Here is a 21,957-nt window from a genome sequence, read left to right as displayed (position 1 = left end):
TCTTTATAAGCTTTTTCCAGGATTGTGTCAAACTTTTGAATTTTATACAGAAATTAAAGAAGCCGACACTTTGATTAAGTATGGGCAGAGTGACTAAAATTAATCGCTTATTAATTTCGAATAAATATTTAAATCGATAAGCTTTCCAGCTGATTTTTCGCTTTTTCTCAGAGTACCTTCAAAAGTAAAGTTTAATTTTTCTAATACTTTTATGGAATTTACATTTGCTGGTTCAACTTTTACAAAAATTGAATCAGGTTAGAAATTATATGGTTGTAATGGGAATTGAGGGATATGAATAAAAAAATTGTATCCCGCATTAACGGGCAGTAAGACCCCCACTGATTAAAGTTTCACTTTATTAGGGATTTGCCTTAAACATTTATTACAGTCAAGAATATTTATAATAATATGAACTAAAAAAGGTCCAATTTTTGTAATGTTGGAGGGGATTATTGTGGACATAACTCAAAGCGTGGCAAGAATAGTGGTTAATGGGAAAGACCTTTCTTTCACTTCAGTTCAAACCTCTGCATGGAATCATGGACCTGTAAATGATTTAATCATTACGACGAATCAGAGGGTGAATGAGCTTTTTCAATTCATGTGGTCACAAGTACCGGTTACGATGTCGATATATTTTCTTCAAGGGGCGGATTTACTTAGGTTCGTTAGGGTTGCTGGAATCGATGAGCGTGTAACAGGAGAATATGTATATCATTTCATTTGGTAATAAGAAGAATTCAAAGTAGTCTAGCAGCTACTGTTTTATTTTGTCATTTGAATATAAGCGAGCGGACTAGCTTATAGTACCTACTGAAATAAAGAATCATAATATAATTTGTAATAAATTATACGGAAGTGAGTTGAAGATCATGTTTTATTCATATTTTAATTCTGAAGCTGGCATGCGACCAGCGTATGGTACGTCTATAACATATAGTGGAGCACAAAGTACAGTCCAAGCTATTCAACAAGCATTGCAAATGCAACAACAAATGCAAATGCAGCAGCAAGGAGTACAACCATATTACTCATCCGTAGAGTATTTTTACCCAGTACATCATGTTACACCGTACGGAAGTTCTTTTCTTACTATTCCATATGGAACTATATACAACTTATAACTAGTAAGGAATGAAGTGGTGTATATAAATAAGGGTGCAGATTAATAGCGCCCTTATGAATAATAAAAATAGCTAGTCCAAACCGTATAAATCAATCTTACATAATATGTAGTAATAAGTTTGAAAGGGGAATTAGTATGTCTTGTTATTACTACTGTAAGTATTGTCAGGAGTATAAAGATAAGCATCATGATTGTTGTAAGAACACTAGTAAGTGTCATGATAACAAGGACAATCTTGTTAGAGCATCGGCATTTAGAGCTAGAAATACTGTGAATCAAAATGTTCCTGCTAATACTTTTGTGAAAGTGTTATTTCAAAATGAACAATTTGATTTAGCGAATGAGTATAATCCAGCAACATCTATTTTTACGCCGAAGACTAAAGGAGTATATTCTATTATTGGAACGATTGGTTTCTTTCCAAATGATCCAACTTTAAATTATAGAGCGCGTGTAGAAATTCGTGTGAATGGAAACGCAGCGATAGCTATAGATAATGACTTTTTTGGTCCAATAAGTTTTGGAAATGTCGTAAGTGTTTCGACGATTGTTCAATTGAATGCAGGGGATGAAGTTGAGATTTATGCACAAAGTAGTATAGATGGGGTTTTAAGTCCTTTAGAAGATGGGGCACATTTTGAAGCGGCAAGATTTCCTTCTCCAACTAAATAAAACTGATCATTAAATGTTTTTTAGTAGGTTTAGTTAATCCCCTTACCAAATGGTGGGGGATTACTATTGTTTTTCTAGAATATATAAGTAAACAGGTGAAGTGTAGTTTAATTTGTAGAGGTTTCAATCTTCTTCAGATAATTAAACAGAATAATAAGTAACATGCTTGTGAAAACTCATTGTTAGTAAGTTTGCTAGTTTTCTTATAGAACAAGAAAGACGGAATACATAAAAGATCGTATCATTACGTTTTTTCTTTACTATATAGAAATTATATATTGAACATAGATTTGTGTAGGGAATCCTAATACACTGAAAAGAATAACATAAAGGCGATTACACTATATAAAAACAAAATCAATCCTAAGATGAGTAGTATTGGATGCAGCTTGAACATATTTGACCTCCTTGAGTATATAAAGAATTTTAATATATTGTTGGTCAATTTAGAAGGGGGACGGTTATATAAAAAAAGAGCATACATAATAAGTACGCTCCAAAGAAAGATAGGTTTTATGAGTGGATAATCTCCATACGATAATATATGTTCTTTTAATAAAAACGTGTAAAAAATCAATGAATTATCAATGGAATATCATAAAATGAGTAATTTTAGTCTAGGAATGCAGTTATTTTCTTTCTCAGTTATTTTAGGTAACAAAGTTGTGAAAATCGTGCATTATGCGGACTAACAACGGGATAACGATCGTACTTCAGTTACATATTTCTTAAAGTCTGGATATTGCGTGATAGTTTGACATTTGGGGGCGCATAGTTGATTAATTATAGACACATTTGTAATTACTTCGTTACAAGGACCGAAAAATGTAACTTTTAGTTTTGAATTTGGTGGGATTTTGAACACGATAGGTTTTTTTTCCATGAAATCAGCTCCTAATATTGAGTATTATAATTTAAAGGATATAGAGTCGTATTAGTATAATATGAAATTTCAGTGGATTTGCTTATAATAAAGAATTTCATAGTAGTAAAAGTGCTTAAAGATGTAAAGGGGAAATTGAGAATATGAAATAAAATGTTTAATTAATATAACTAATGCATTTTTTAGTTTGTTACATATTATGTTAGTAAGAATGGTATAAGGAGGTAGTATAAAATATTGGAAGAAAATGTACAAGCTCAGCTTTCGCCACCGTGGATCACATATTTTAATGAATTAAAAAATTCAACATTTGACTTAATAATATATAGAAAATGAGTAGTGATTTTTATTAACTGAAAGGGAATTGATACTGGAAGTTTTAAGTTAATAATATAAGAGGATTTTTTCTAATATCTATAAAAATGTTCAATACCTAAATTGATAGGATGAGACTACATAACAAATAGTAAGGTATATTTCGAATATGAGAATATTTTTTGTGACATACATGTTAAAGCTAATAGAAATATTTCTGAAAGAGAATATATTTTGAAAAACAGTAAAGATTCTTTTTACTTATATTATAGATAGCTAGTTTTAGAGAGCTGAGGCTTACAATAAAACTAGCTATGAATAGGACATTCAAAAGGAGTTGGAATGTATGGGGTATATTGTAGACATTTCAAAATGGAATGGAACTATCAATTGGGATATTGCAGCATCTCAGCTAGATTTAGTGATTGCTAGAGTTCAAGATGGCTCTAATACGGTGGATTTTATGTATCAAAATTATGTTAGTGAAATGAAAAAGCATAGTATCCCATTCGGTAATTATGCTTTTTGCCGTTTTATATCTATTGCTGATGCAAAGAAAGAGGCACAAGATTTTTGGAATCGTGGTGATCAATCTGCTAAGTTTTGGGTAGCGGACGTAGAAGTTCAAACGATGGTAGATATGCAAGGTGGGACACAGGCATTTATTGATGAATTACGCCGTTTAGGTGCGGGAAAAGTAGGATTATATGTAGGGCATCACACGTATCTATCATTTGGAGCACGTAATATTGAAGTTGATTTCGTATGGATCCCTCGTTATGGAGGGAATAAGCCAGCATATCCATGCGATATGTGGCAATATACGGATTCAGGGAATGTTCCTGGGATTGGGAAATGTGATCTGAATCGATTAGTAGGAAATAAGTCACTTTCTTGGTTTATAAATTCGAACAAAGCAAATCAATCTAACATAGTGTATACACAGCAACCGAATGGCATTGGTATTGCAGTTTCGAAATATCCTGATGGATATGGAATAAATTTATATGAAAACCCCATGAATCCTCAATTTACAGGTACACTCACTCAAAAAATTCCATATTTAATCTTAGCAGGTTATTGGGGAGGCGGTGAGCAAGATATGATTTGTTTAGGGAACGATAAGCAGTGGGTATATTTAAACCATTTTAATGTGAAATGGTTTTATGCAACTTCAAAATATCCTGTCGGTTACGGAGTAAATTATTATGAAGAGCCTGAATGTATGAATTATAAAGGAAACATAGATGGATCGACATCTTTTCGAGTGTGGGGTAGAGTGGGAAATGCGGTAGATATCGGACAGAATAGTTGGATACCTGAAAAACATGTAATTATTAAGCAACTATAGAAGCTATATTTTTTTGAGAATTATATAAAGAGCCTTCTTACTATGCATAGTAAGAAGGCTCTTTATATTTAAAAATGAAAATACATGATACATAGTCAACTCATATGAAATGAATTACATGTAGAAAACACACTGTTTTCACAATGACTGTGTATAGTTAATTTGCATAATGATAAAAGTGAGGTATTTGAATTGAAAAAGAAGAAAATATTTATTGGAACAATTATTTCATGCATGATGCTAGCATTATCTGCATGTGGTTCCTCAGACAACGTAGTAACATCAAAAGTAGGAAATGTTACAGAGAAAGAATTAAGTAAAGAATTACGACAACAATATGGAGAAAGTACTTTATATCAAATGATGTTAAGTAAGGCATTGCTAGATAAATATAAAGTTTCAGATGAGGAAGCAAAAAAGAAAGTAGAAGAAGCAAAAGATAAAATGGGTGAAAACTTTAAATCGACTTTAGAACAACTTGGGTTGAAAAATGAAGATGAATTAAAAGAAAAAATGAAGCCAGAAATTGCATTTGAGAAAGCAATTAAAGCAACAGTTACAGATAAAGATGTGAAAGATAACTATAAACCAGAAATGAAAGTAAGTCACATTTTAGTGAAAGATGAAAAAACGGCTAAAGAAATAAAGGAGAAAGTAAATAATGGTGAAGATTTTGCTGCCTTAGCAAAACAGTATTCAGAAGATACTGGTTCAAAGGAACAGGGCGGGGAAATATCTGGTTTTGCCCCTGGACAAACAGTGAAAGAATTTGAGGAAGCTGCGTATAAATTAGATGCAGGCCAAGTAAGTGAGCCGGTTAAAACAACTTACGGTTACCATATTATTAAAGTGACGGATAAAAAAGAATTGAAGCCATTTGATGAAGTAAAGGATAAAATTCGTAAAGATATAGAACAACAAAGACTACAAGATACGACAGGTAAATGGAAACAACAAGTAGTCAATGATTTATTGAAAGATGCTGATATTAAAGTGAATAATAAAGAATTTAAAGATACATTTAAATTTCTAGAAAAGAAATAATGACTGTAATCATAATTAGAAAAGGGAACTCATATAGAGTTCCCTTTTCTAATTAGTGTGTGAGTTATAAATAGATAGTAAGACAATACAATATTACATTTAAATATTAAGAATTACAATGGAAAATTATGGATTATAATTATTTCAACGAAAGTGGATATTCTACGGTTTTCATTATGCAAGTTTATTACATATATTTACTCTTTAATAATGGATATCGAACATAATTTAAAAAATAATACATATAATGTCTTTGAATAAATATTTAACATGGATAATTAGTAAAAAGCTGAGCATTCGATTGGAAAGGATGTTCTTTTTTATATGAAAATTTTAGGATAAAGAATGAATCGTTTTAAACGCGTCATTTACCACATCAATAAATTAAGGTGGTGGAGAATATATGAAAGTAATCTTTCAAGGAGAGGGCGGCGCGAAAATTTTTGAGTCATATGATGAAAATGTAAGTGATTTATTAGCTATATTAAAAGAAACGAAAGGGATTAAAATCGGGATGGTTGAGTATAAAGTGTTAAAGTACGAACTTAATTATTTTCGTCATCCGAAAAAAGCGGATACAGAGAGAGAGTTACATATAATAGTACAACCTAAGTATATGTAATAAAATATAATAATAAAAATCATTGATTCAGTTTTGTAAAGTTCCATAGAGTATGTAAGAAAAGAGAGTGTTGTAAATGCTCTCTTTTCTTATGCTTTGTGAGTTCGTTCATCATAGTATATGTTTTCAGTTATAGATGGTTAATAAACGATAAAAATTTAAAACTTTTTCGTTTAGGCAGGGATTTTATATTTAAGTAAATAAATATACTATGAAGTATTTTTTATACGAATACTGGAGGAGTATAAAATGAGTTTAGCAAGTTACATAGGCTGTAATGTAGAAATTCCGTTAACGGATCCGGATTCTAATAATCTAATTGTTTTTGGACCGTGTTTTTCAGATGAAAGTATGCTTGAAATTGTACAAGATTATCAATTCCAAACAAATTACACATATGAGGTTTCAACTAGTTGGGGAATTGAACTTGTCGAGTGGCAAAATGTAAAGGAAAAAAAGAAGCGAAAGAAAAACTTTTAACTTTATGGAAGGTTATTTGGAAGATAGAGACTATTTCGAATTATTTAGTTGTTGGGTTGGTGATGAAGATAAGGAACGAGTAGGGGAATTGAACTTAAAAATAAATCATTTTAATATAGATGAATTATGTATTCCAGAAAGAACATTAGTTAGGATAGAAAAATAAGCTTTGAAATATTTTTTAGAAAAAGGCGATTTCACTTTGGGTGAAGTCGCCTTTTAGTTGTTATATGCATGTTATATAAGAAATGAGAAGTTTATTTGATAAAGGAAAAAAGTATGGAGATAAATAAAATTATGTTTTTTGTTAAGAAATAATAAGTATGGCTCTTCTCAAAAGAACGTAAGTTCGTGTATAATAGGAACGAATGTTCTTTTAAGAAGTAACCTAATTATAGTTTAGAAGTAAATCCGAGTTTAGTGAGTATTAAAAATAACTAAGGGATAGTATGGCTAAATAAATGTATAAATGATCAAGGAGATAAAAAATGAACGATGTAAAGATACAAAAAGAAGAAAGAGAGTGGGTTCCGTTTACAGTAATGTCCGAACAACTTTTAAATATGAGAAAGATTATTGGAGAGAAATTAAAAGTACAAAAACCGCTTTTAACAAATGAAGCAAAAGAGAGAATTTCTGATAAATTATTAACGTCATTATTGTCTGAGAAAGAAATATTGGTAACATATTTTGAAGATGGTTACATACTAACAAGCTACATGACTGTTGTACATATCAATCCGGTAAAACAAATTGTAATTTGTACAGACGCCTTTTATAAAACTTACGTATTTAACGCTATGGATATTATTGAAATAACGTAAAAGAAGCTGAATATTAAATGGCAGCTTCTTTTATTTCTGATTTATGAGACAAATAATACATGAAAAAGCAGCTAGCTTCGTGCTAGCTGCTGAGCCCCAGGGAAAGGGAGAAAAAGATAGGGTACTCCAAAATCAACAAGAGCTGTCAAACAGCCTGATTATAGTATAGACAAATTAAAATTTTCTATACAGAAAGTTGAACATAAGATTAGGCTGTACCCACTTGGTTTTGATCTGCAAGGTCAGAATCAAATGTATTGGTCGCGCTAACACCGCTAAAAGTATTAACAACAAAACCAACGTTTGATGCGCCGGAACCATTATAAGCTTTCGTATTTTCTTTCGGAGATACGTTGTAGAAATCACCTAAGTTAAATGATCCATTGCTATTTTGTACAACTAAATTTCCTACAACTGATGGCATAATTTTCACCTGCTTTATAATAAGTTGTTAACATTACTATATGGAGTTATAGTCCAGATGGTTCATACAATAAAAATTGTGGAATAGTAAAACGTTTGGAGCGTGGATTTCAATAAAAGTGTGTTAAAATTAATATAATAAAGTTGAGTAATTTTTTAAAAAAATTTGTATAATTGATATATATGAAAATAAAGGAGGCAAAATGTAATGAAAGATATTATGAAAAAAGTTGATTTAACAGATGCCAAATCAAGTAATCTTGTTGCATTAATTTATAGTAATGAAGTTATATTAGTTGAAGACGCATTTTGTCCAAATGAAATAAAATTAAAGTTTAATGAAATTGCAATTTTATCTGCAATTAAAACAGCTCATATTGCGAAAGTGTCTATTAGGAAAGAACTTGAAGCGCTTTTTCATGACACGGGTGTTATATTAGTGAAACAAAATGTTGATTATGGTAGTAGCCAATCTATTACCATGCATTTTGAGCAATTTAAAAAATTGCAAGATGAGATTGAACATTTAAATAAAAGTATGTAATAAAGCAGCTAAATAAAGGTTCTATCACAAAGGTGGAATGTGTTGTGTTGAAAAAGTGGTTTAAAAATTATTTGGGTGAATCGCATTGTAAACATAAATATATTTTTATTAAGATGCAGGATAATGAGGATTTTAAAAAAGGTATATTAGGTGTAGTTTATATTTACCAGTGTGAGAAATGTGGAAAAGAGAAGTTGAAATGTAAAAACAATAATGAAATAAACAATGAATTTTTAGATATATAGCAAAAAGTAACCATGATGGTTACTTTTTTTGCTTATGTATGCAATATCAAAACCATTACTAAAGTATGAGTTGAGTTGATACTATAGTAAATCGCTGAATAAAAATGAAGAGAGTAAGATATAGGGAAGGAGGATGAGAGAAATGAAGCGAAAAGAAATTAGTAAATCTGTAATTATTACAGGCGTGACACAAGGGTTAGGACGTGCGATGGTTGATCGATTTCATGAATTAGGGTGGAACATATATGGTTGTGGACGTTCAAAAAATAAAATTGAAGAACTAAAAAAACAGTACAGTAAAATACATGATTTCCAAGTAATTGATGTTTCAGATTCTCAGCAAGTTAACGATTGGGCAAATTATATACTTAATAGACATATGGCTCCCGATCTGATAATAAATAATGCATCGATTGTAAATCAAAATGCACAACTTTGGAAAATTACGGCTCAAGAATTCGAAAATGTAATGAATGTAAACGTGAATGGTGTAGTAAATGTAATAAGAGCGTTTGTTCCCGCAATGGTAGCTAGGAAAGAAGGAATTATCATTAATATGAGTTCTAGTTGGGGGAGAGAAGGTGAAGCTGAGCTTGCGCCATATTGTGCCTCGAAATTTGCAATTGAAGGTATCACTAAATCTATGGCCCTGGAATTACCCCATGGCATGGCTGTAGTTGCTTTAGATCCTGGAGGGAGTATTAGTACTCCAATGCTGAAGTCATGTGCGCCACAATATATATATGAATCGCCTACACCTGAAACTTGGTCACATAAAGCGATTGAATATATATTGAATATAACAATAGATAAAAATGGAGATTCATTGACATGCCCAGCATGCGTATAAAAAGCACCTTTAAGGTGCTTTTTATATTAGTAGCACATTATATCATTCACAAAATTACATCTGAAAAATAAAATAAAAGATTAAGGGTGAGATTTGTTTGTTTTGAAAGCTTTAGAAAATATTTGAATAGGTGATAAAAATGAATCCAAGCAGTTTAAAAGTGACAGGGGCATGGTTTCAAGTAGGGGGGAATCTTACAGCTGCTATTGGAACGACAAGAGGATTTATTGGAGAAGAGAAAGTTGAATCGGAACTTGTTATTGTAGGAAGCTCATTACAAGCCCTCGGGTATATATTACAAATCATTGCGAGCAATTATGATGATGGGGAAGAAAAAAGAGAGAATCAAAGTAAATTACTTGATCAAATAGGAATTGAGTTATTAGCATTAGGAAATATATCAAATGTAATAGGAATATATTTTAATATAAATGAACAATTGAAAGAAAATGATTATCTTATCATTACAGGGAACAGTTTACAATCGATTGGTGCTTTTTTAGGAGTAGAAGCAGCTTTGGTGGATATAAATGTATTACAGAAAATTATTATACTGGGTAACTCCATGCAAAGTTTAGGAGCTGGATTACAAGCGTATCAAGGTGTTTTAAATGTATTGAAAGATGAGAAAGAAAATAAAGATAGTATTTTTGATAAGAAGGATGAGAGAATCATTGCACTCATTGGTATTTGGATACAAGCGATAGGAACGTTAATTTCCGCAATTGGAATAACTGCAATAGAGGAAGAAAATAGGCTAGAAAACAATGAAAAGTCTGAAATACTTATATAAATAGAAGGAGATACATTGATTTTAGAGGCAGGTTAAGATTAAAATGGTAGTAGGTTTTTTTGCGTATATTTTGAAAAGTGATATATAAAATACAAAATAAGGAGTTTTCAAGGGATGATGTATTTATTAGCAATTTTTCTTCCACCTGTTGCTGTATTATTTTGTGGAAAACCAATTCAGGCAATCATAAATTTCATATTAACATTAATATTTTGGGTTCCAGGAGTTATACACGCAATTCTTGTAGTGCATGATAAAAAAGCTGATCAGCGTTTGAAAAAACAAATTCAAGCATATGATGAAATTAATAAGAGAAATCGAAGATAATTCATCTGCCAAATGTTTTTAAAAGAAAGGAGGATTAACCTCCTTTCTTTTTTTAGTGGGTGTTAAGTTTAAATTTTTGTGTGGCGGAAAGAATTTTTAATGTAAGTATTATGATAATAACTTTTAGATTGTGCATGTAATAGGCCGGTATAAATGCTTTCTGGTACATTAAAGAAATCATACATACCATGCTTTAATTGGATTCGCAAAATCATAGAAAAAGGATTATAACCAACAGCAACTATATTTTTTGAGGTAACCGGAGATAGCTTCATTATTATGCAACTCCTTATTTTTCATTTTTAATAATTCTTTGTAGGTAACGGTATTGTGGTGTTGAAATCTTTATAATTAAAGAGGTATTATACCTATATTCAATATATTTAATATTGGTTATACGTAATTATAAGTAAGTTCACACGAAGTTCATATCGATATGCTATTTTTATTTCACCTTTGATTTATTAATAAGAAAATATTGACCATTTGAAAAAAAGGTATATTATTTATACGAGGTAATAAAAATTCACTTCTTTCATTATTATGCTAAAAGGGGCAGCATTATTAGAAAATTAGAAGTGAAAATAGTATGTATAAGAGCCATTCTAAAATTTGTAATCTGTGAATTAGGAAAATATTGAATGCTCCAGGTCAGTACACTTTCTTGCCTAAACGTATTTACGAAAGTGACCTCAATATTTTTAATTAAATCAACGGGAGAATTGAAAGGCAGGAGAAAGTAACATGTCAGAAAATTATCGTTCTCGCGAGGAGCGACGACAAGTTAAAAAGAAAAAACAACCAGCTTCTAAAACACAAAAACCAAAAGGTAAAACATCATTTTTCCGCAAGTTTTTAATTACTTGTTTATTACTTGGTATTGTAGGTTTAGTGGCGGGGGTTGCTACCTTTTTCGTAATGATTAAGGACGCACCAAAACTGGAAAAAGCAAAACTTGTTAATCCGTTATCCTCAAAAATTTATGATAAAAACGGGGATTTGGTATATGAATATGGAAAAGAAAAAAGGACGAATGTTACGTATGATCAAATACCTAAATTAGTAGAAAATGCATTTTTAGCGACAGAAGATTCACGTTTTTATGAGCATAGCGGAGTAGACTTTAAAGGTACTGCCCGTGCTGTTTTAGTGAGTCTTAAAGGAGATTATGGCTCTCAAGGTGGAAGTACGATAACGCAGCAAGTTATTAAAAACTACTTCTTATCTATGGATAAAACACCAAAGCGTAAGGCGCAAGAAATATATTTAGCTTATAAGCTAGAACAACAGTATTCAAAACATGAAATATTAGAGATGTACTTAAATAAAATTAACTTAGGTAATCGTTCATATGGTATCGCAACAGCAGCACAAAACTACTATGGTAAAGAATTGAAGGACTTAACATTACCAGAAGTTGCGATGCTTGCAGGTTTACCGAAAGCACCGAATAACTATGATCCAACGAAAAAAGAAAATGTTCAAAAAGCAACAGAAAGAAGAAATGTTGTTCTAAACTTAATGAATCGACATGGATATATAACAAAACAGGAAATGGAAGAAGCAATAAAAGTTGACGTAGAAAAGGGACTCAAGCCTGCAGCTCAACTACAAACAATGCCATACCCTGCATTTATGGATGCAGTTGTGAAAGAAGTAGAAAAAGAATTGCCAGATGCTAATATTGGTTCTGACGGTTTAGAAATTTATACAACGTTAGATCCGAAAGCACAGAAACTTGCTGATAATATTTTAAATAATAATATCATTGATTATCCAAACGATAAATTCCAAGGTGCATTCACATTTATGGATACGAAAACAGGAGAAGTTCGTGCTATAGGTAGTGGCCGTGGAGAAAATAAAGCTGTATTTAAAGGGCATAATATGGCAATTGAATTAGATCGTGCAGCTGGTTCAACGATGAAGCCAATTTTCGACTATGCTCCTGCAATTGAATATTTAAAATGGGCTACGTATCATCAAATCGATGACTCTCCATTTAAGTATTCAACGGGTCAAGAAGTTCGAAATGCAGATAGAAGTCATATGGGTCCAATTACGATGCGTGAAGCATTAAAAATGTCGCGTAATATTCCTGCAATTAAAACTGCAAAAGAAGTAGGGATTAGTAAATCAAAAGAATTCTCTGAGAAACTAGGTATTACATTTAATACAGCACCGACGGAATCGACAGCGATTGGTACAAATGAAGTATCGCCAACTGAAATAGCGGGTGCTTATGCGGCATTTGGTAATGAAGGTAAATATACGAAACCGCATTTTGTTAAGAAAGTCGTTTATCCAGACGGTAAGTCACAAAGTTTTGGACAAAAACCAAAACAAGTTATGACAGATTCTACCGCATACATGATTACTGATATGCTTCGTTCTGTAGTTACATCGGGTACTGGTACATCGGCAAATGTAGGCTCTTTAGATGTAGCTGGTAAAACGGGTACGACAAACTATTCATCAAAGCAATTAGCTCAATATAAAATTCCAGAAAGTGCAACTCGTGATAGTTGGTTTGCTGGATATACACCGCAATATACGATGGCAGTATGGACTGGGTATATGAAAGATGGTAAAGACGAGTATATTAGTAGTAAAAATACGAAAATTGCACAGTTGATCTTTAAAGAAATGATGAGCGAAATGGCTACAGATAAATCACGCTTTAAAATGCCAAGTAGTGTTATTCAAGAAGGTAGTGAGCTACGTATAAAAGGTGAAAAACGTGATTCATCGCCAAATACTAGCGTACCGGATACAACGGAGCAACCAAAACAAGATCAACAGCAAAAAACTGAAGAAGAGAAAAAGCAAGAAGAATTAAAGAAACAAGAAGAACTGAAAAAACAAGAAGAACAAAAGAAACAAGAGGAACTTAAGAAGCAAGAAGAACAAAAGAAACTAGAAGAGCAAAAGAAACAAGAAGAAGAAAAGAAACAAAATGAACAAAATAACGGAAATGGTCAAGGAACGACACCTCCAGCAAATAACGGAGGAGGCCAAGGAACGACACCTCCAGCGAATAACGGAGGAGGCCAAGGAACGACACCTCCAGCGAATAACGGAGGAGGCCAAGGAACGACACCTCCAGCAAATAACGGAGGAGGTCAAGGAACGACACCTCCAGCGAATAATAATGGAGGTCAAGGAACTCCAACCCCACCTGCAACAGTACAACCAAATAATGGTGGAAATGCAGGAGAGGTTCCTGCCAATAATGGACAATAAGAAAAATTTATAAAAAATATTAAAAAGCACTTAAGATTTGTGAAAATTACAATCTTAAGTGCTTTTTACATTTTGCTACAGAAAATGTAATGTTAAGGGCTAGATAGAAGAAAAAGAGTGAATTAACGTAAAGAGAGAAAAGTCTACTTGCAAATGATGGTATGTGTTGGTTATCCCGCAAAGGGACTAACTATGATGAATCATATAAAGTATTAAATAAGTAAAAATTATATTCAAATCTTTAATAAATGTCTTTCTTTAACGGTTACTTTAGTTTGGAAAACAATTAAAAAGTTGAATTTCTTATTTAAGGAATTCGACTTTGTTATGTTGAAACTGGATTAAAGGTTCGCCTTATTAAAATGTAGGGGTAATACAGTGATAGCTATTAAATGTTAAACGTACCATGAAAATTTTGGGAAAAAATTGAAGGGAAATGATAAAAGACTTGAGTCGGAGGTAGTGGAGGATAACTATGGCTATGAATGGGAGTACTACTGGGGTGTGTACCATGATGCCAAAATGATGGGGTAACTTGACCGGGAATTTGATATTGCTGCCAAGTTGCGGGAAGTTCAATTCCTACATCGGAGCTAGCTGTATGAACTGCAGGAACATGTATCCCAGGAGTCGAAGGAACTACGGCAGTTACTCTTAATAATACCCACATGAAATATTCACTCCTAAGTTGAGTTAATAAATTAGTATATTCTTTTCACACGTATAAAGGTACATATATAGGACTTTCGTTTAAAACATGCGTACAAAGTCTTAAGACTAATGTAAGCTGATGGTGGACTTATTTAATATGAAAAGATACGTCTATTTGCGGAGGGAAAAGAGATAAAAAAAATATACAATGAGGGTGTTAATCGTAATATTTTACGAGTGTATGGAGGTATTTTTATGGAACGATTATGGACGAAATCATTTATTCAAATGACTTTCGCAATGTTATTTTTATTTACAGGATTTTATTTACTTGTTCCAACGCTCCCGCTCTTTATTAAAGAGATAGGTGGCAATGAATCGCAAGTTGGACTTATGATGGGGATGTTTACAATAGCTGCTGTTGTAATACGACCGATTATTGGAGGAATGTTAGATCAATATGGTAGAAGATCCTTTATTATTTTCGGACTCATCTTTTTTGGCTTAACGATGTACTCCTATAATATAGCATCGACTATTGTCCTTTTAGCTGTTTTACGTGTTATTCACGGAGTAACATGGGCTGTTTCTACAACAGCTGTTGGAACAGCAATAACGGATATTATTCCAGATTCACGCCGCGGTGAAGGTATGGGGTGGTATGGGATGGCGATGACAATTGCAATGGCGATTGGACCTATGATTGGATTATGGGTTGTGCAAAATTATTCATTTGATGGTCTATTTTTATTAGCGACGTTGTTATCTTTTATGGCAGTTGTATTATCATTAATAACGAAGATCCCATTTACGCCACAAAAAGAAAAAGGGAAAATTCAGCTATTTGAGAAATCCGTATTAACAATCACGATTGTAGTATTCTTTTTATCGTTTGCATATGGAGGAATAACAACCTTTTTACCGTTATTTGCATCATCAATTCATGTAAACCCGGGAACTTTCTTTCTTGTATATGCAATTGCATTAACAATTGTAAGACCAATTTCAGGGAAACTATTAGATAAGTATGGAGAAGTATTCATCATACTTCCAGCATTATGTATTACTATTTTAGCTATAGTTGTTTTAACTATCTCAAATGGTTTGATAGGTGTAATTATCGCAGCAACATTATACGGTATTGGATTTGGTTCAGCGCAGCCAGCTTTGCAAGCGGCAATGCTTACAATTGTCGATCCGAGTAAAAGAGGAGTTGCAAATGCTTCATTTTTTACAGCGTTTGATTTAGGAATCGGGTTAGGTGCTATTTTACTTGGAGTTGTTTCACAAATGTTTGGTTATCGTATTTTATTTTCAGGGAGTGCAATTTCAGCATTGATAGCCTTAATTATTTTCGTCTTCTTTGTAAAACAACGATTAGGAAAAAAAGAGTTTGCGTAAACTGGAGGAATAAAGATGAGAATTTCAATTGATCGTAAAGCTCTGCAATGGTTCCAGGAAGAATTACGTATAAAGCACGGTGAATCTGTACGTTTTACTGTAAGGTACGGAGGGGATAGTTCAATTCAGCCCGGATATTCTTTAGGGGTTGTTGCTGAGAAACCCGATGGCGAAATAGTGTCAGTTGAGAAGGAAGGTATTATATTTTTTGTAGATTCTGATGATCTTTGGTATTTTCAAAACTATGATTTATTTGTAAGTTATCATGAGGAAATGGAAGAAATTCAATTTAATTATGTAAAATAATAACTTTATTAAAAATGAATAAGTTTTATATAAAAATTATATTTAAGAGATAGTGAAATAAATATCATATAGTAACGAGCTGTATTTATGTACAGCTCGTTTTTTCTATTTCTCAAATAAAATTAGAATAATTGTATATTTGGCGGTGTTATATGAAAAATCTTTATATTGTGTTTTTGAAAATACGCAAAGAAGTCTATCCTTTCTTTATAAAATATAAGAATTATTTTCAAAAAATTGTATTGTTACAGTAAGAAAAGTGTAGGAAACTTATCATTATAAAATAAATTGAAATCTTCTAAAAACTCTGATACATTGAAATAGAAATGTAGTTTCACAATATTGTAAAGGCTTACAGTTATGTGCACGAAGATCTATTAGGATTGGAGGAAATAATGATGAAAGCTGAAGAGAAATTTTCCCCGGGATTAGATGGTATAGTGGCAGCGGAGACGAAAATCTCGTTTCTTGACACAGTAAAAGGTGAAATTGTAATTCAAGGGTATGACTTAATCGAACTCTCAAAAACAAAAGAGTATTTAGACATTGTGCACCTTTTATTGGAGGAACATCTACCGAATGAAGATGAAAAAGCAACACTTGAAAAGAAATTAAAAGAAGAATATGCAGTACCAGAAGGTGTGTTCAACGTACTAAAGGCATTGCCTAAAGAGACGCATCCCATGGATGGATTACGTACAGGTGTGTCAGCGTTAGCTGGTTACGATAATGATATCGAAAACCGCTCGTTAGAAGTGAATAAAAGCCGAGGGTACAAGCTGTTAAGTAAAGTGCCAAACATTGTAGCGAATAGCTATCATATTTTAAATAATGAGGAGCCAATTGAACCTCTTAAAGAATTATCTTATAGTGCGAATTTCTTCTATATGTTAACTGGTAAAAAACCAACTGAACTTGAGGAAAAGATCTTTGATCGTTCCCTTGTTTTATATAGTGAGCATGAAATGCCAAACTCTACATTTACAGCTCGCGTTATTGCATCAACACAATCAGATTTATACGGTGCTTTAACAGGTGCAGTTGCATCTTTAAAAGGAAGTTTACATGGCGGTGCAAATGAAGCGGTTATGTACATGCTTTTAGAAGCTGGTAATGTTGAGAAATTTGAAGAGTTATTACAGAAGAAACTATATAACAAAGAAAAAATTATGGGCTTTGGACACCGTGTTTATATGAAGAAGATGGATCCAAGAGCACTTATGATGAAGGAAGCTTTAAAACAGTTATGTGATGTAAAAGGTGATTATACACTATATGAAATGTGTGAAGCTGGAGAAAAGATTATGGAGAAGGAAAAAGGAATTTATCCAAATCTTGATTATTATGCAGCTCCAGTATATTGGATGCTAGGTATTCCAATTCAACTTTACACACCAATCTTCTTTAGCTCTAGAACAGTGGGGTTATGTGCGCACGTTATTGAGCAACATGCAAATAATCGTTTGTTCCGTCCACGTGTAAATTATATTGGCGAGCGACATGTACTTAGTAAATAAGAACAACTGGGGAGTTGTTAGCGCCGCCCGCCAGATGGGTGTTTGACCGACACCCATCATTAATAATAACGAATTTTCGACAGAAAGGGAAGGATAGCATGATTAAAACAAATGAAATTAAGCAAAAAGATGCATTATTAGAAGAGATTACCGATTATGTATTAAATAAAGAGGTTACTAGTGCAGAAGCATTCAGTACAGCCCGTTACGTATTACTTGATACACTTGGATGTGGAATTTTAGCACTGCAATATCCAGAATGTACGAAATTACTAGGACCAGTTGTGCCAGGAACAATCGTGCCAAATGGTACACGTGTACCAGGTACGTCTTATGTACTAGATCCAGTAAAAGGTGCATTTAATATCGGATGTATGATCCGTTGGTTAGACTATAACGATACTTGGCTTGCAGCAGAGTGGGGACATCCATCTGATAACCTAGGCGGAATTTTAGCAGTTGCAGATTATATTAGCCGTGTTCGTATTTCAGAAGGAAAAGAAGCTTTAAAAGTACGTGAAGTATTAGAAATGATGATTAAAGCACATGAAATTCAAGGCGTGCTTGCTTTAGAAAACAGCTTAAACAGAGTTGGTCTTGACCATGTATTATATGTAAAAGTAGCAACAACTGCAGTAGTTGCGAAAATGCTTGGTGGAACACGTGAAGAAATCTTTAATGCATTATCACATGCGTGGATTGATAATTCTAGTCTTCGTACATATCGTCATGCTCCAAATACGGGCTCACGTAAATCATGGGCTGCAGGTGACGCAACGAGCCGCGGTGTTCATCTTGCAATGACTGCTCTAAAAGGTGAAATGGGTTATCCAACAGCATTATCTGCGCCAGGATGGGGATTCCAAGATGTATTATTCAATAAACAAGAATTAAAATTAGCAAGACCACTAGAGTCATATGTAATGGAAAATGTATTATTTAAAGTGTCATATCCAGCAGAATTCCATGCACAAACGGCTGCAGAATGTGCAGTGAAGTTGCATCCGGAAATTAAAGAGAGATTAGATGAAATTGACCGTATTACAATTACAACTCATGAATCAGCAATTCGTATTATTGATAAAGAAGGTCCATTAAATAACCCAGCTGATCGTGATCATTGCTTACAATACATTACGGCAATTGGTTTATTAAAAGGAGATATCGTTGCAGACGATTATGAAGATGCAGTAGCAAACGATCCACGTGTAGATGAATTACGTAATAAGATGGTTGTTGTTGAAAACAAACAATACAGTTTAGATTACCTTGACCCGAACAAGCGCTCAATCGCCAACGCTGTTCAAGTTCACTTTAAAGATGGCACAGTAACAGAAAATGTGGAATGTGAATATCCACTTGGTCACCGCTTCCGTAGAGACGAAGCAATTCCAAAAGTTGTTCAAAAATTCACTGCAAATATGGCAGGTCATTATTCTAGTAAGCAACAAGAACAAATTCATGAAGTTTGTTTAAATGAAGAAAAACTAGAAAATATGAATGTAAACGAATTTGTAGATCTATTCTTAATTTAATAATAGGGGGAATTTAGAATGGCTTGGGTTGTGAAAAAGCAGTCAACACAAGAGGAGCTTGCGAATCGATTCCGAGCTTTAGTAGAAGCAAATGAAATTTTGCAAATTCCAGGTGCTCATGATGCAATGGCAGCTCTTGTTGCAAAAAATACAGGTTTTTCAGCTCTTTATTTATCAGGAGCTGCTTATACTGCAAGTAAAGGATTACCAGATTTAGGTATCGTGACGTCTACTGAAGTGGCTGAGAGAGCAAGAGATTTAGTAAGAGCTACAGACTTACCTGTTCTTGTTGACATTGATACAGGATTTGGTGGTGTACTAAATGTGGCGAGAACAGCTGTAGAAATGGTGGAAGCGAAAGTAGCAGCTGTCCAAATTGAAGATCAGCAATTACCAAAAAAATGTGGACATTTAAATGGTAAGAAACTTGTTACTACAGAAGAATTGGTTCAAAAAATTAAAGCGATTAAAGAAGTTGCACCGAGCTTATACATTGTAGCACGTACTGATGCTCGCGGCGTTGAAGGATTAGATGAAGCAATTGAAAGAGCAAATGCATATGTAAAAGCAGGTGCAGACGCAATTTTCCCTGAAGCGCTTCAATCAGAGGAAGAATTCCGTCTATTTAATAGTAAGGTAAATGCACCTTTGCTTGCGAATATGACTGAATTCGGAAAAACTCCATATTATAGTGCAGAGGAATTTGCGAATATGGGCTTCCAAATGGTTATTTATCCTGTAACTTCACTTCGCGTTGCAGCGAAAGCATATGAAAATGTGTTTGCTTTAATTAAAGAAACAGGTTCTCAAAAAGATGCACTTTCTAATATGCAAACGAGAAGTGAATTATACGAAACAATTTCATATCATGACTTTGAAGAGTTAGATACTGGTATTGCAAAAACAGTATTATCAGAAGATCAATAGATAAAGCAGCGAAGGCGATGAAAATACATCTTTGGCAAAATAAAATGCTTGATGTGAAAAATCATCGCCTTCTATTTTCAAAAAAGATATTCCACTCATCGTAGACGAGCATAAGCAAAAAGCTATGAAAGCCGAATGATAGGGGGATACATATGGAGAAAACGAAGTTACCATGGGATGAATTTTTTTCACTTAATAAAGATATAAATCATACTTACTTTACACCAGAAGATTTTTCAGGTGATGAAGATTTAATCGCAAAAACGACAGAACAATTCGTTAAACAAGAAATTGTTCCACAAATGGAGAATATTGAACAACATAACTATAAAGTTTCTCGTCAATTATTTGAGAAAGCTGGGGAACTTGGATTATTAGGCATTGAGGTACCAGAAGATTATGGCGGGTTCGAGTTAGGAAAGGCTGTCTCAGGTCTTGTAGCAGAGAAAATGGGTTACGCTGGTGCGTTTAGCGTTTCTTTTAATATACACGCTGGTGTCGGTACATTGCCTTACATATATTATGGAACGAAAGAGCAAAAAGAAAAATATTTACCGAAAATCGCATCGGGAGAATGGATTGGGGCTTATGCTTTAACGGAGCCAAATGCTGGTTCGGATGCATTAAGTGCAAAAACAAGCGCCGTATTGAATGAAGAGGGAACAGCTTGGAAGTTAAATGGTGAGAAGCAATGGATTACAAATGCTCATATGGCAGATGTATACGTTGTTTTTGCGAAGACAAATAAAGGAATGACAGCGTTTATTGTCGAAAGAACATGTGAAGGTGTATCTATTGGATTAGAAGAAAAGAAAATGGGGATTAAAGGTTCTTCAACAGCGACTCTTATTTTAGAAGATGTTGTCATCCCTGCTGAAAATGTTTTAGGGGAAGTTGGGAAAGGGCATCACGTAGCCCTTAATATTCTTAACTTTGCTAGACTTAAACTTGCTTTTGGAAATATTGGAACAGCAAAACAAGCAATTGGTTTGTCGGTTCAATATGGAAAAGAGCGAAAACAGTTCCAAACGGAATTAGTAGACTTTACGATGATTCAAGAGAAAATTGCAAATATGATTATTGCTACATATGGAGCCGAAAGTGCAGCTTATCGTACAGCAGGTGTAATCGATGAAGCAATTCATGAGAGCGATGAAGATCTTATGAAGAAAATGTCCCAATTTGCAATTGAATGTGCACTGAATAAAGTAAATGCTTCTGAAACACTTGCTTATATCGTAGATGAAGCTGTACAAATTCATGGTGGTTACGGTTATATGCAAGAGTATGAGGTAGAACGATTATATCGTGATGCAAGAATTAGTCGTATTTTTGAAGGAACGAACGAAATTAATAGATTAACAGTTGCTAAAATGTTAATGAAGCAAATCGAACAATTAGAAGACACTGAAGTAGAAAGTGATGTAGCAAATGTAGAAAGAAACCATCGTTACATTTTATTAGCGAAAAAATTGTTAAAACAATCTTTGAAAACGCTCTCTAAAACTCCAGGTCTAAAAATTGACCAAGAACAAGAATATTCACGTGTAATATCAAATATGTTGACGGACGTGTACATCATGGAATCAGCGTTTTTACGTACGAGAAAAGCAGTACGTAAAAATGGAGAGGAAAAAGAACGTACGAAGCAACTCATAACGGATGTTATTTGTGAAGAAGGATACCGTAAAGTAGAAGAAACGGCGATTTCTGTACTTTCAGCAGCTGTCACAGAAGAACAAGATAGAAATGTGATTTTAGCTGAAATCCGTCAATTATTAGTACCTTTATACACGAACGTATTTACGAAGAAGAGAGAAATTGCGAAAGCTATTATAAATCGTGGGAAATATATTGTGTAAATAGGAGGAAAGC

Annotated in this window: 24 protein-coding genes and 1 pseudogene; 20 read left to right on the top strand and 5 right to left on the bottom strand. The window is 33.2% G+C overall.

Going from position 1 to position 21,957, the window contains the following annotated elements:
- Positions 1–99: 99 nt before the first annotated feature.
- Positions 100–240 (bottom strand): annotated as a pseudogene (locus tag AU379_RS29105) (GNAT family protein); the annotation flags it as partial.
- 217 nt (positions 241–457) lie between these two features.
- Here AU379_RS29105 and AU379_RS12520 point away from each other — a divergent pair.
- From AU379_RS12520 to AU379_RS12510, 3 genes are all read left to right on the top strand, one after another.
- Entirely contained in the window at positions 458–733 is a 276-nt protein-coding gene (locus AU379_RS12520) for a hypothetical protein (RefSeq protein ID WP_000355689.1), read from the top strand.
- Between the two features lie 142 nt (positions 734–875).
- Positions 876–1,127 carry a DUF3947 family protein gene (locus AU379_RS12515; protein ID WP_000500092.1) on the top strand — a complete coding sequence of 84 codons (252 nt, stop codon included), beginning with the start codon at positions 876–878 and terminating at the stop codon, positions 1,125–1,127.
- A gap of 137 nt (positions 1,128–1,264) precedes the next feature.
- Entirely contained in the window at positions 1,265–1,801 is a 537-nt protein-coding gene (locus AU379_RS12510; RefSeq protein WP_061139331.1) for an ABC transporter permease, read from the top strand.
- A 688-nt stretch (positions 1,802–2,489) separates the two neighbouring features.
- Here the strand turns inward: AU379_RS12510 and AU379_RS12505 are convergent.
- A complete protein-coding gene (locus tag AU379_RS12505; protein WP_000412556.1) occupies positions 2,490–2,684 on the bottom strand; it encodes a hypothetical protein in 195 nt (64 codons plus the stop codon).
- 661 nt (positions 2,685–3,345) lie between these two features.
- On the opposite strand from AU379_RS12505, the gene AU379_RS12500 reads away from it, so the two are divergent.
- The 5 genes from AU379_RS12500 (at position 3,346) to AU379_RS12480 (ending at position 7,320) form a co-directional block, all read left to right on the top strand.
- Positions 3,346–4,350: a glycoside hydrolase family 25 protein gene (locus AU379_RS12500; protein ID WP_061139330.1), complete on the top strand. Its 1,005-nt coding sequence runs from the start codon at positions 3,346–3,348 to the stop codon at positions 4,348–4,350.
- A gap of 192 nt (positions 4,351–4,542) precedes the next feature.
- Positions 4,543–5,394: a peptidylprolyl isomerase PrsA gene (locus tag AU379_RS12495; protein WP_000727342.1), complete on the top strand. Its 852-nt coding sequence runs from the start codon at positions 4,543–4,545 to the stop codon at positions 5,392–5,394.
- Positions 5,395–5,797: 403 nt separating this feature from the next.
- The gene (locus AU379_RS12490; RefSeq protein WP_000864279.1) at positions 5,798–6,016 is read left to right on the top strand and encodes a hypothetical protein; all 219 of its coding nucleotides are present in this window, start codon (positions 5,798–5,800) and stop codon (positions 6,014–6,016) included.
- 249 nt (positions 6,017–6,265) lie between these two features.
- Entirely contained in the window at positions 6,266–6,496 is a 231-nt protein-coding gene (locus tag AU379_RS12485; RefSeq protein ID WP_000050517.1) for a hypothetical protein, read from the top strand.
- Positions 6,497–6,984: 488 nt separating this feature from the next.
- On the top strand, positions 6,985–7,320 hold the full coding sequence (locus AU379_RS12480) for a YolD-like family protein (RefSeq protein ID WP_001999741.1): 336 nt from the start codon (positions 6,985–6,987) through the stop codon (positions 7,318–7,320).
- A gap of 208 nt (positions 7,321–7,528) precedes the next feature.
- Here AU379_RS12480 and gerPF read toward each other — a convergent pair whose 3' ends face one another.
- Positions 7,529–7,744 (bottom strand): spore germination protein GerPF, encoded by a 216-nt coding sequence (gerPF, locus tag AU379_RS12475; RefSeq protein WP_001141569.1) that lies wholly within the window; start codon positions 7,742–7,744, stop codon positions 7,529–7,531.
- A gap of 207 nt (positions 7,745–7,951) precedes the next feature.
- On the opposite strand from gerPF, the gene AU379_RS12470 reads away from it, so the two are divergent.
- The 5 genes from AU379_RS12470 to AU379_RS12450 all read left to right on the top strand — a co-directional run bounded on the left by AU379_RS12470 (position 7,952) and on the right by AU379_RS12450 (position 10,502).
- Positions 7,952–8,287, top strand: a complete 336-nt coding sequence (locus AU379_RS12470) for a hypothetical protein (RefSeq protein ID WP_000651907.1) — start codon at positions 7,952–7,954, stop codon at positions 8,285–8,287.
- 44 nt (positions 8,288–8,331) lie between these two features.
- Positions 8,332–8,532 carry a hypothetical protein gene (locus AU379_RS12465; RefSeq protein ID WP_000915140.1) on the top strand — a complete coding sequence of 67 codons (201 nt, stop codon included), beginning with the start codon at positions 8,332–8,334 and terminating at the stop codon, positions 8,530–8,532.
- A gap of 142 nt (positions 8,533–8,674) precedes the next feature.
- Entirely contained in the window at positions 8,675–9,382 is a 708-nt protein-coding gene (locus AU379_RS12460; RefSeq protein WP_000823069.1) for an SDR family oxidoreductase, read from the top strand.
- A 139-nt stretch (positions 9,383–9,521) separates the two neighbouring features.
- Positions 9,522–10,175 (top strand): hypothetical protein, encoded by a 654-nt coding sequence (locus AU379_RS12455; RefSeq protein WP_001070041.1) that lies wholly within the window; start codon positions 9,522–9,524, stop codon positions 10,173–10,175.
- 114 nt (positions 10,176–10,289) lie between these two features.
- The gene (locus tag AU379_RS12450) at positions 10,290–10,502 is read left to right on the top strand and encodes a YqaE/Pmp3 family membrane protein (protein ID WP_000990218.1); all 213 of its coding nucleotides are present in this window, start codon (positions 10,290–10,292) and stop codon (positions 10,500–10,502) included.
- A 68-nt stretch (positions 10,503–10,570) separates the two neighbouring features.
- Here AU379_RS12450 and AU379_RS12445 read toward each other — a convergent pair whose 3' ends face one another.
- The gene (locus AU379_RS12445; protein WP_000777843.1) at positions 10,571–10,777 is read right to left on the bottom strand and encodes a KTSC domain-containing protein; all 207 of its coding nucleotides are present in this window, start codon (positions 10,775–10,777) and stop codon (positions 10,571–10,573) included.
- A 469-nt stretch (positions 10,778–11,246) separates the two neighbouring features.
- Between AU379_RS12445 and AU379_RS12440 the strand changes: the two genes are divergently transcribed.
- The gene (locus tag AU379_RS12440) at positions 11,247–13,745 is read left to right on the top strand and encodes a PBP1A family penicillin-binding protein (protein ID WP_001293942.1); all 2,499 of its coding nucleotides are present in this window, start codon (positions 11,247–11,249) and stop codon (positions 13,743–13,745) included.
- 388 nt (positions 13,746–14,133) lie between these two features.
- Here the strand turns inward: AU379_RS12440 and AU379_RS12435 are convergent, their stop codons facing one another.
- Positions 14,134–14,415 (bottom strand): hypothetical protein, encoded by a 282-nt coding sequence (locus AU379_RS12435; protein ID WP_061139329.1) that lies wholly within the window; start codon positions 14,413–14,415, stop codon positions 14,134–14,136.
- 236 nt (positions 14,416–14,651) lie between these two features.
- Between AU379_RS12435 and AU379_RS12430 the strand changes: the two genes are divergently transcribed.
- The 6 genes from AU379_RS12430 to AU379_RS12405 all read left to right on the top strand — a co-directional run bounded on the left by AU379_RS12430 (position 14,652) and on the right by AU379_RS12405 (position 21,944).
- Positions 14,652–15,797, top strand: coding sequence for an MFS transporter (locus AU379_RS12430; RefSeq protein ID WP_000440662.1), 1,146 nt, complete (start codon positions 14,652–14,654; stop codon positions 15,795–15,797).
- A 15-nt stretch (positions 15,798–15,812) separates the two neighbouring features.
- Positions 15,813–16,103 (top strand): iron-sulfur cluster biosynthesis family protein, encoded by a 291-nt coding sequence (locus AU379_RS12425; RefSeq protein ID WP_001222842.1) that lies wholly within the window; start codon positions 15,813–15,815, stop codon positions 16,101–16,103.
- Between the two features lie 395 nt (positions 16,104–16,498).
- Complete coding sequence (gene mmgD / locus AU379_RS12420) at positions 16,499–17,620, top strand: citrate synthase (RefSeq protein WP_001987369.1); 1,122 nt, start codon at positions 16,499–16,501, stop codon at positions 17,618–17,620.
- A 98-nt stretch (positions 17,621–17,718) separates the two neighbouring features.
- Positions 17,719–19,155: a 2-methylcitrate dehydratase gene (gene prpD / locus AU379_RS12415; protein ID WP_000598123.1), complete on the top strand. Its 1,437-nt coding sequence runs from the start codon at positions 17,719–17,721 to the stop codon at positions 19,153–19,155.
- A gap of 18 nt (positions 19,156–19,173) precedes the next feature.
- On the top strand, positions 19,174–20,082 hold the full coding sequence (gene prpB / locus AU379_RS12410; protein WP_000312639.1) for a methylisocitrate lyase: 909 nt from the start codon (positions 19,174–19,176) through the stop codon (positions 20,080–20,082).
- Between the two features lie 152 nt (positions 20,083–20,234).
- Positions 20,235–21,944, top strand: a complete 1,710-nt coding sequence (locus tag AU379_RS12405) for an acyl-CoA dehydrogenase family protein (RefSeq protein WP_044584428.1) — start codon at positions 20,235–20,237, stop codon at positions 21,942–21,944.
- Positions 21,945–21,957 lie beyond the last annotated feature (13 nt).

This window comes from Bacillus sp. JH7 (genome assembly GCF_001563515.1).
In the GTDB taxonomy this organism is placed as follows: Bacteria; Bacillota; Bacilli; order Bacillales; family Bacillaceae_G; genus Bacillus_A; species Bacillus_A cereus.
This window is presented reverse-complemented; position numbering and strand designations above follow the sequence as displayed.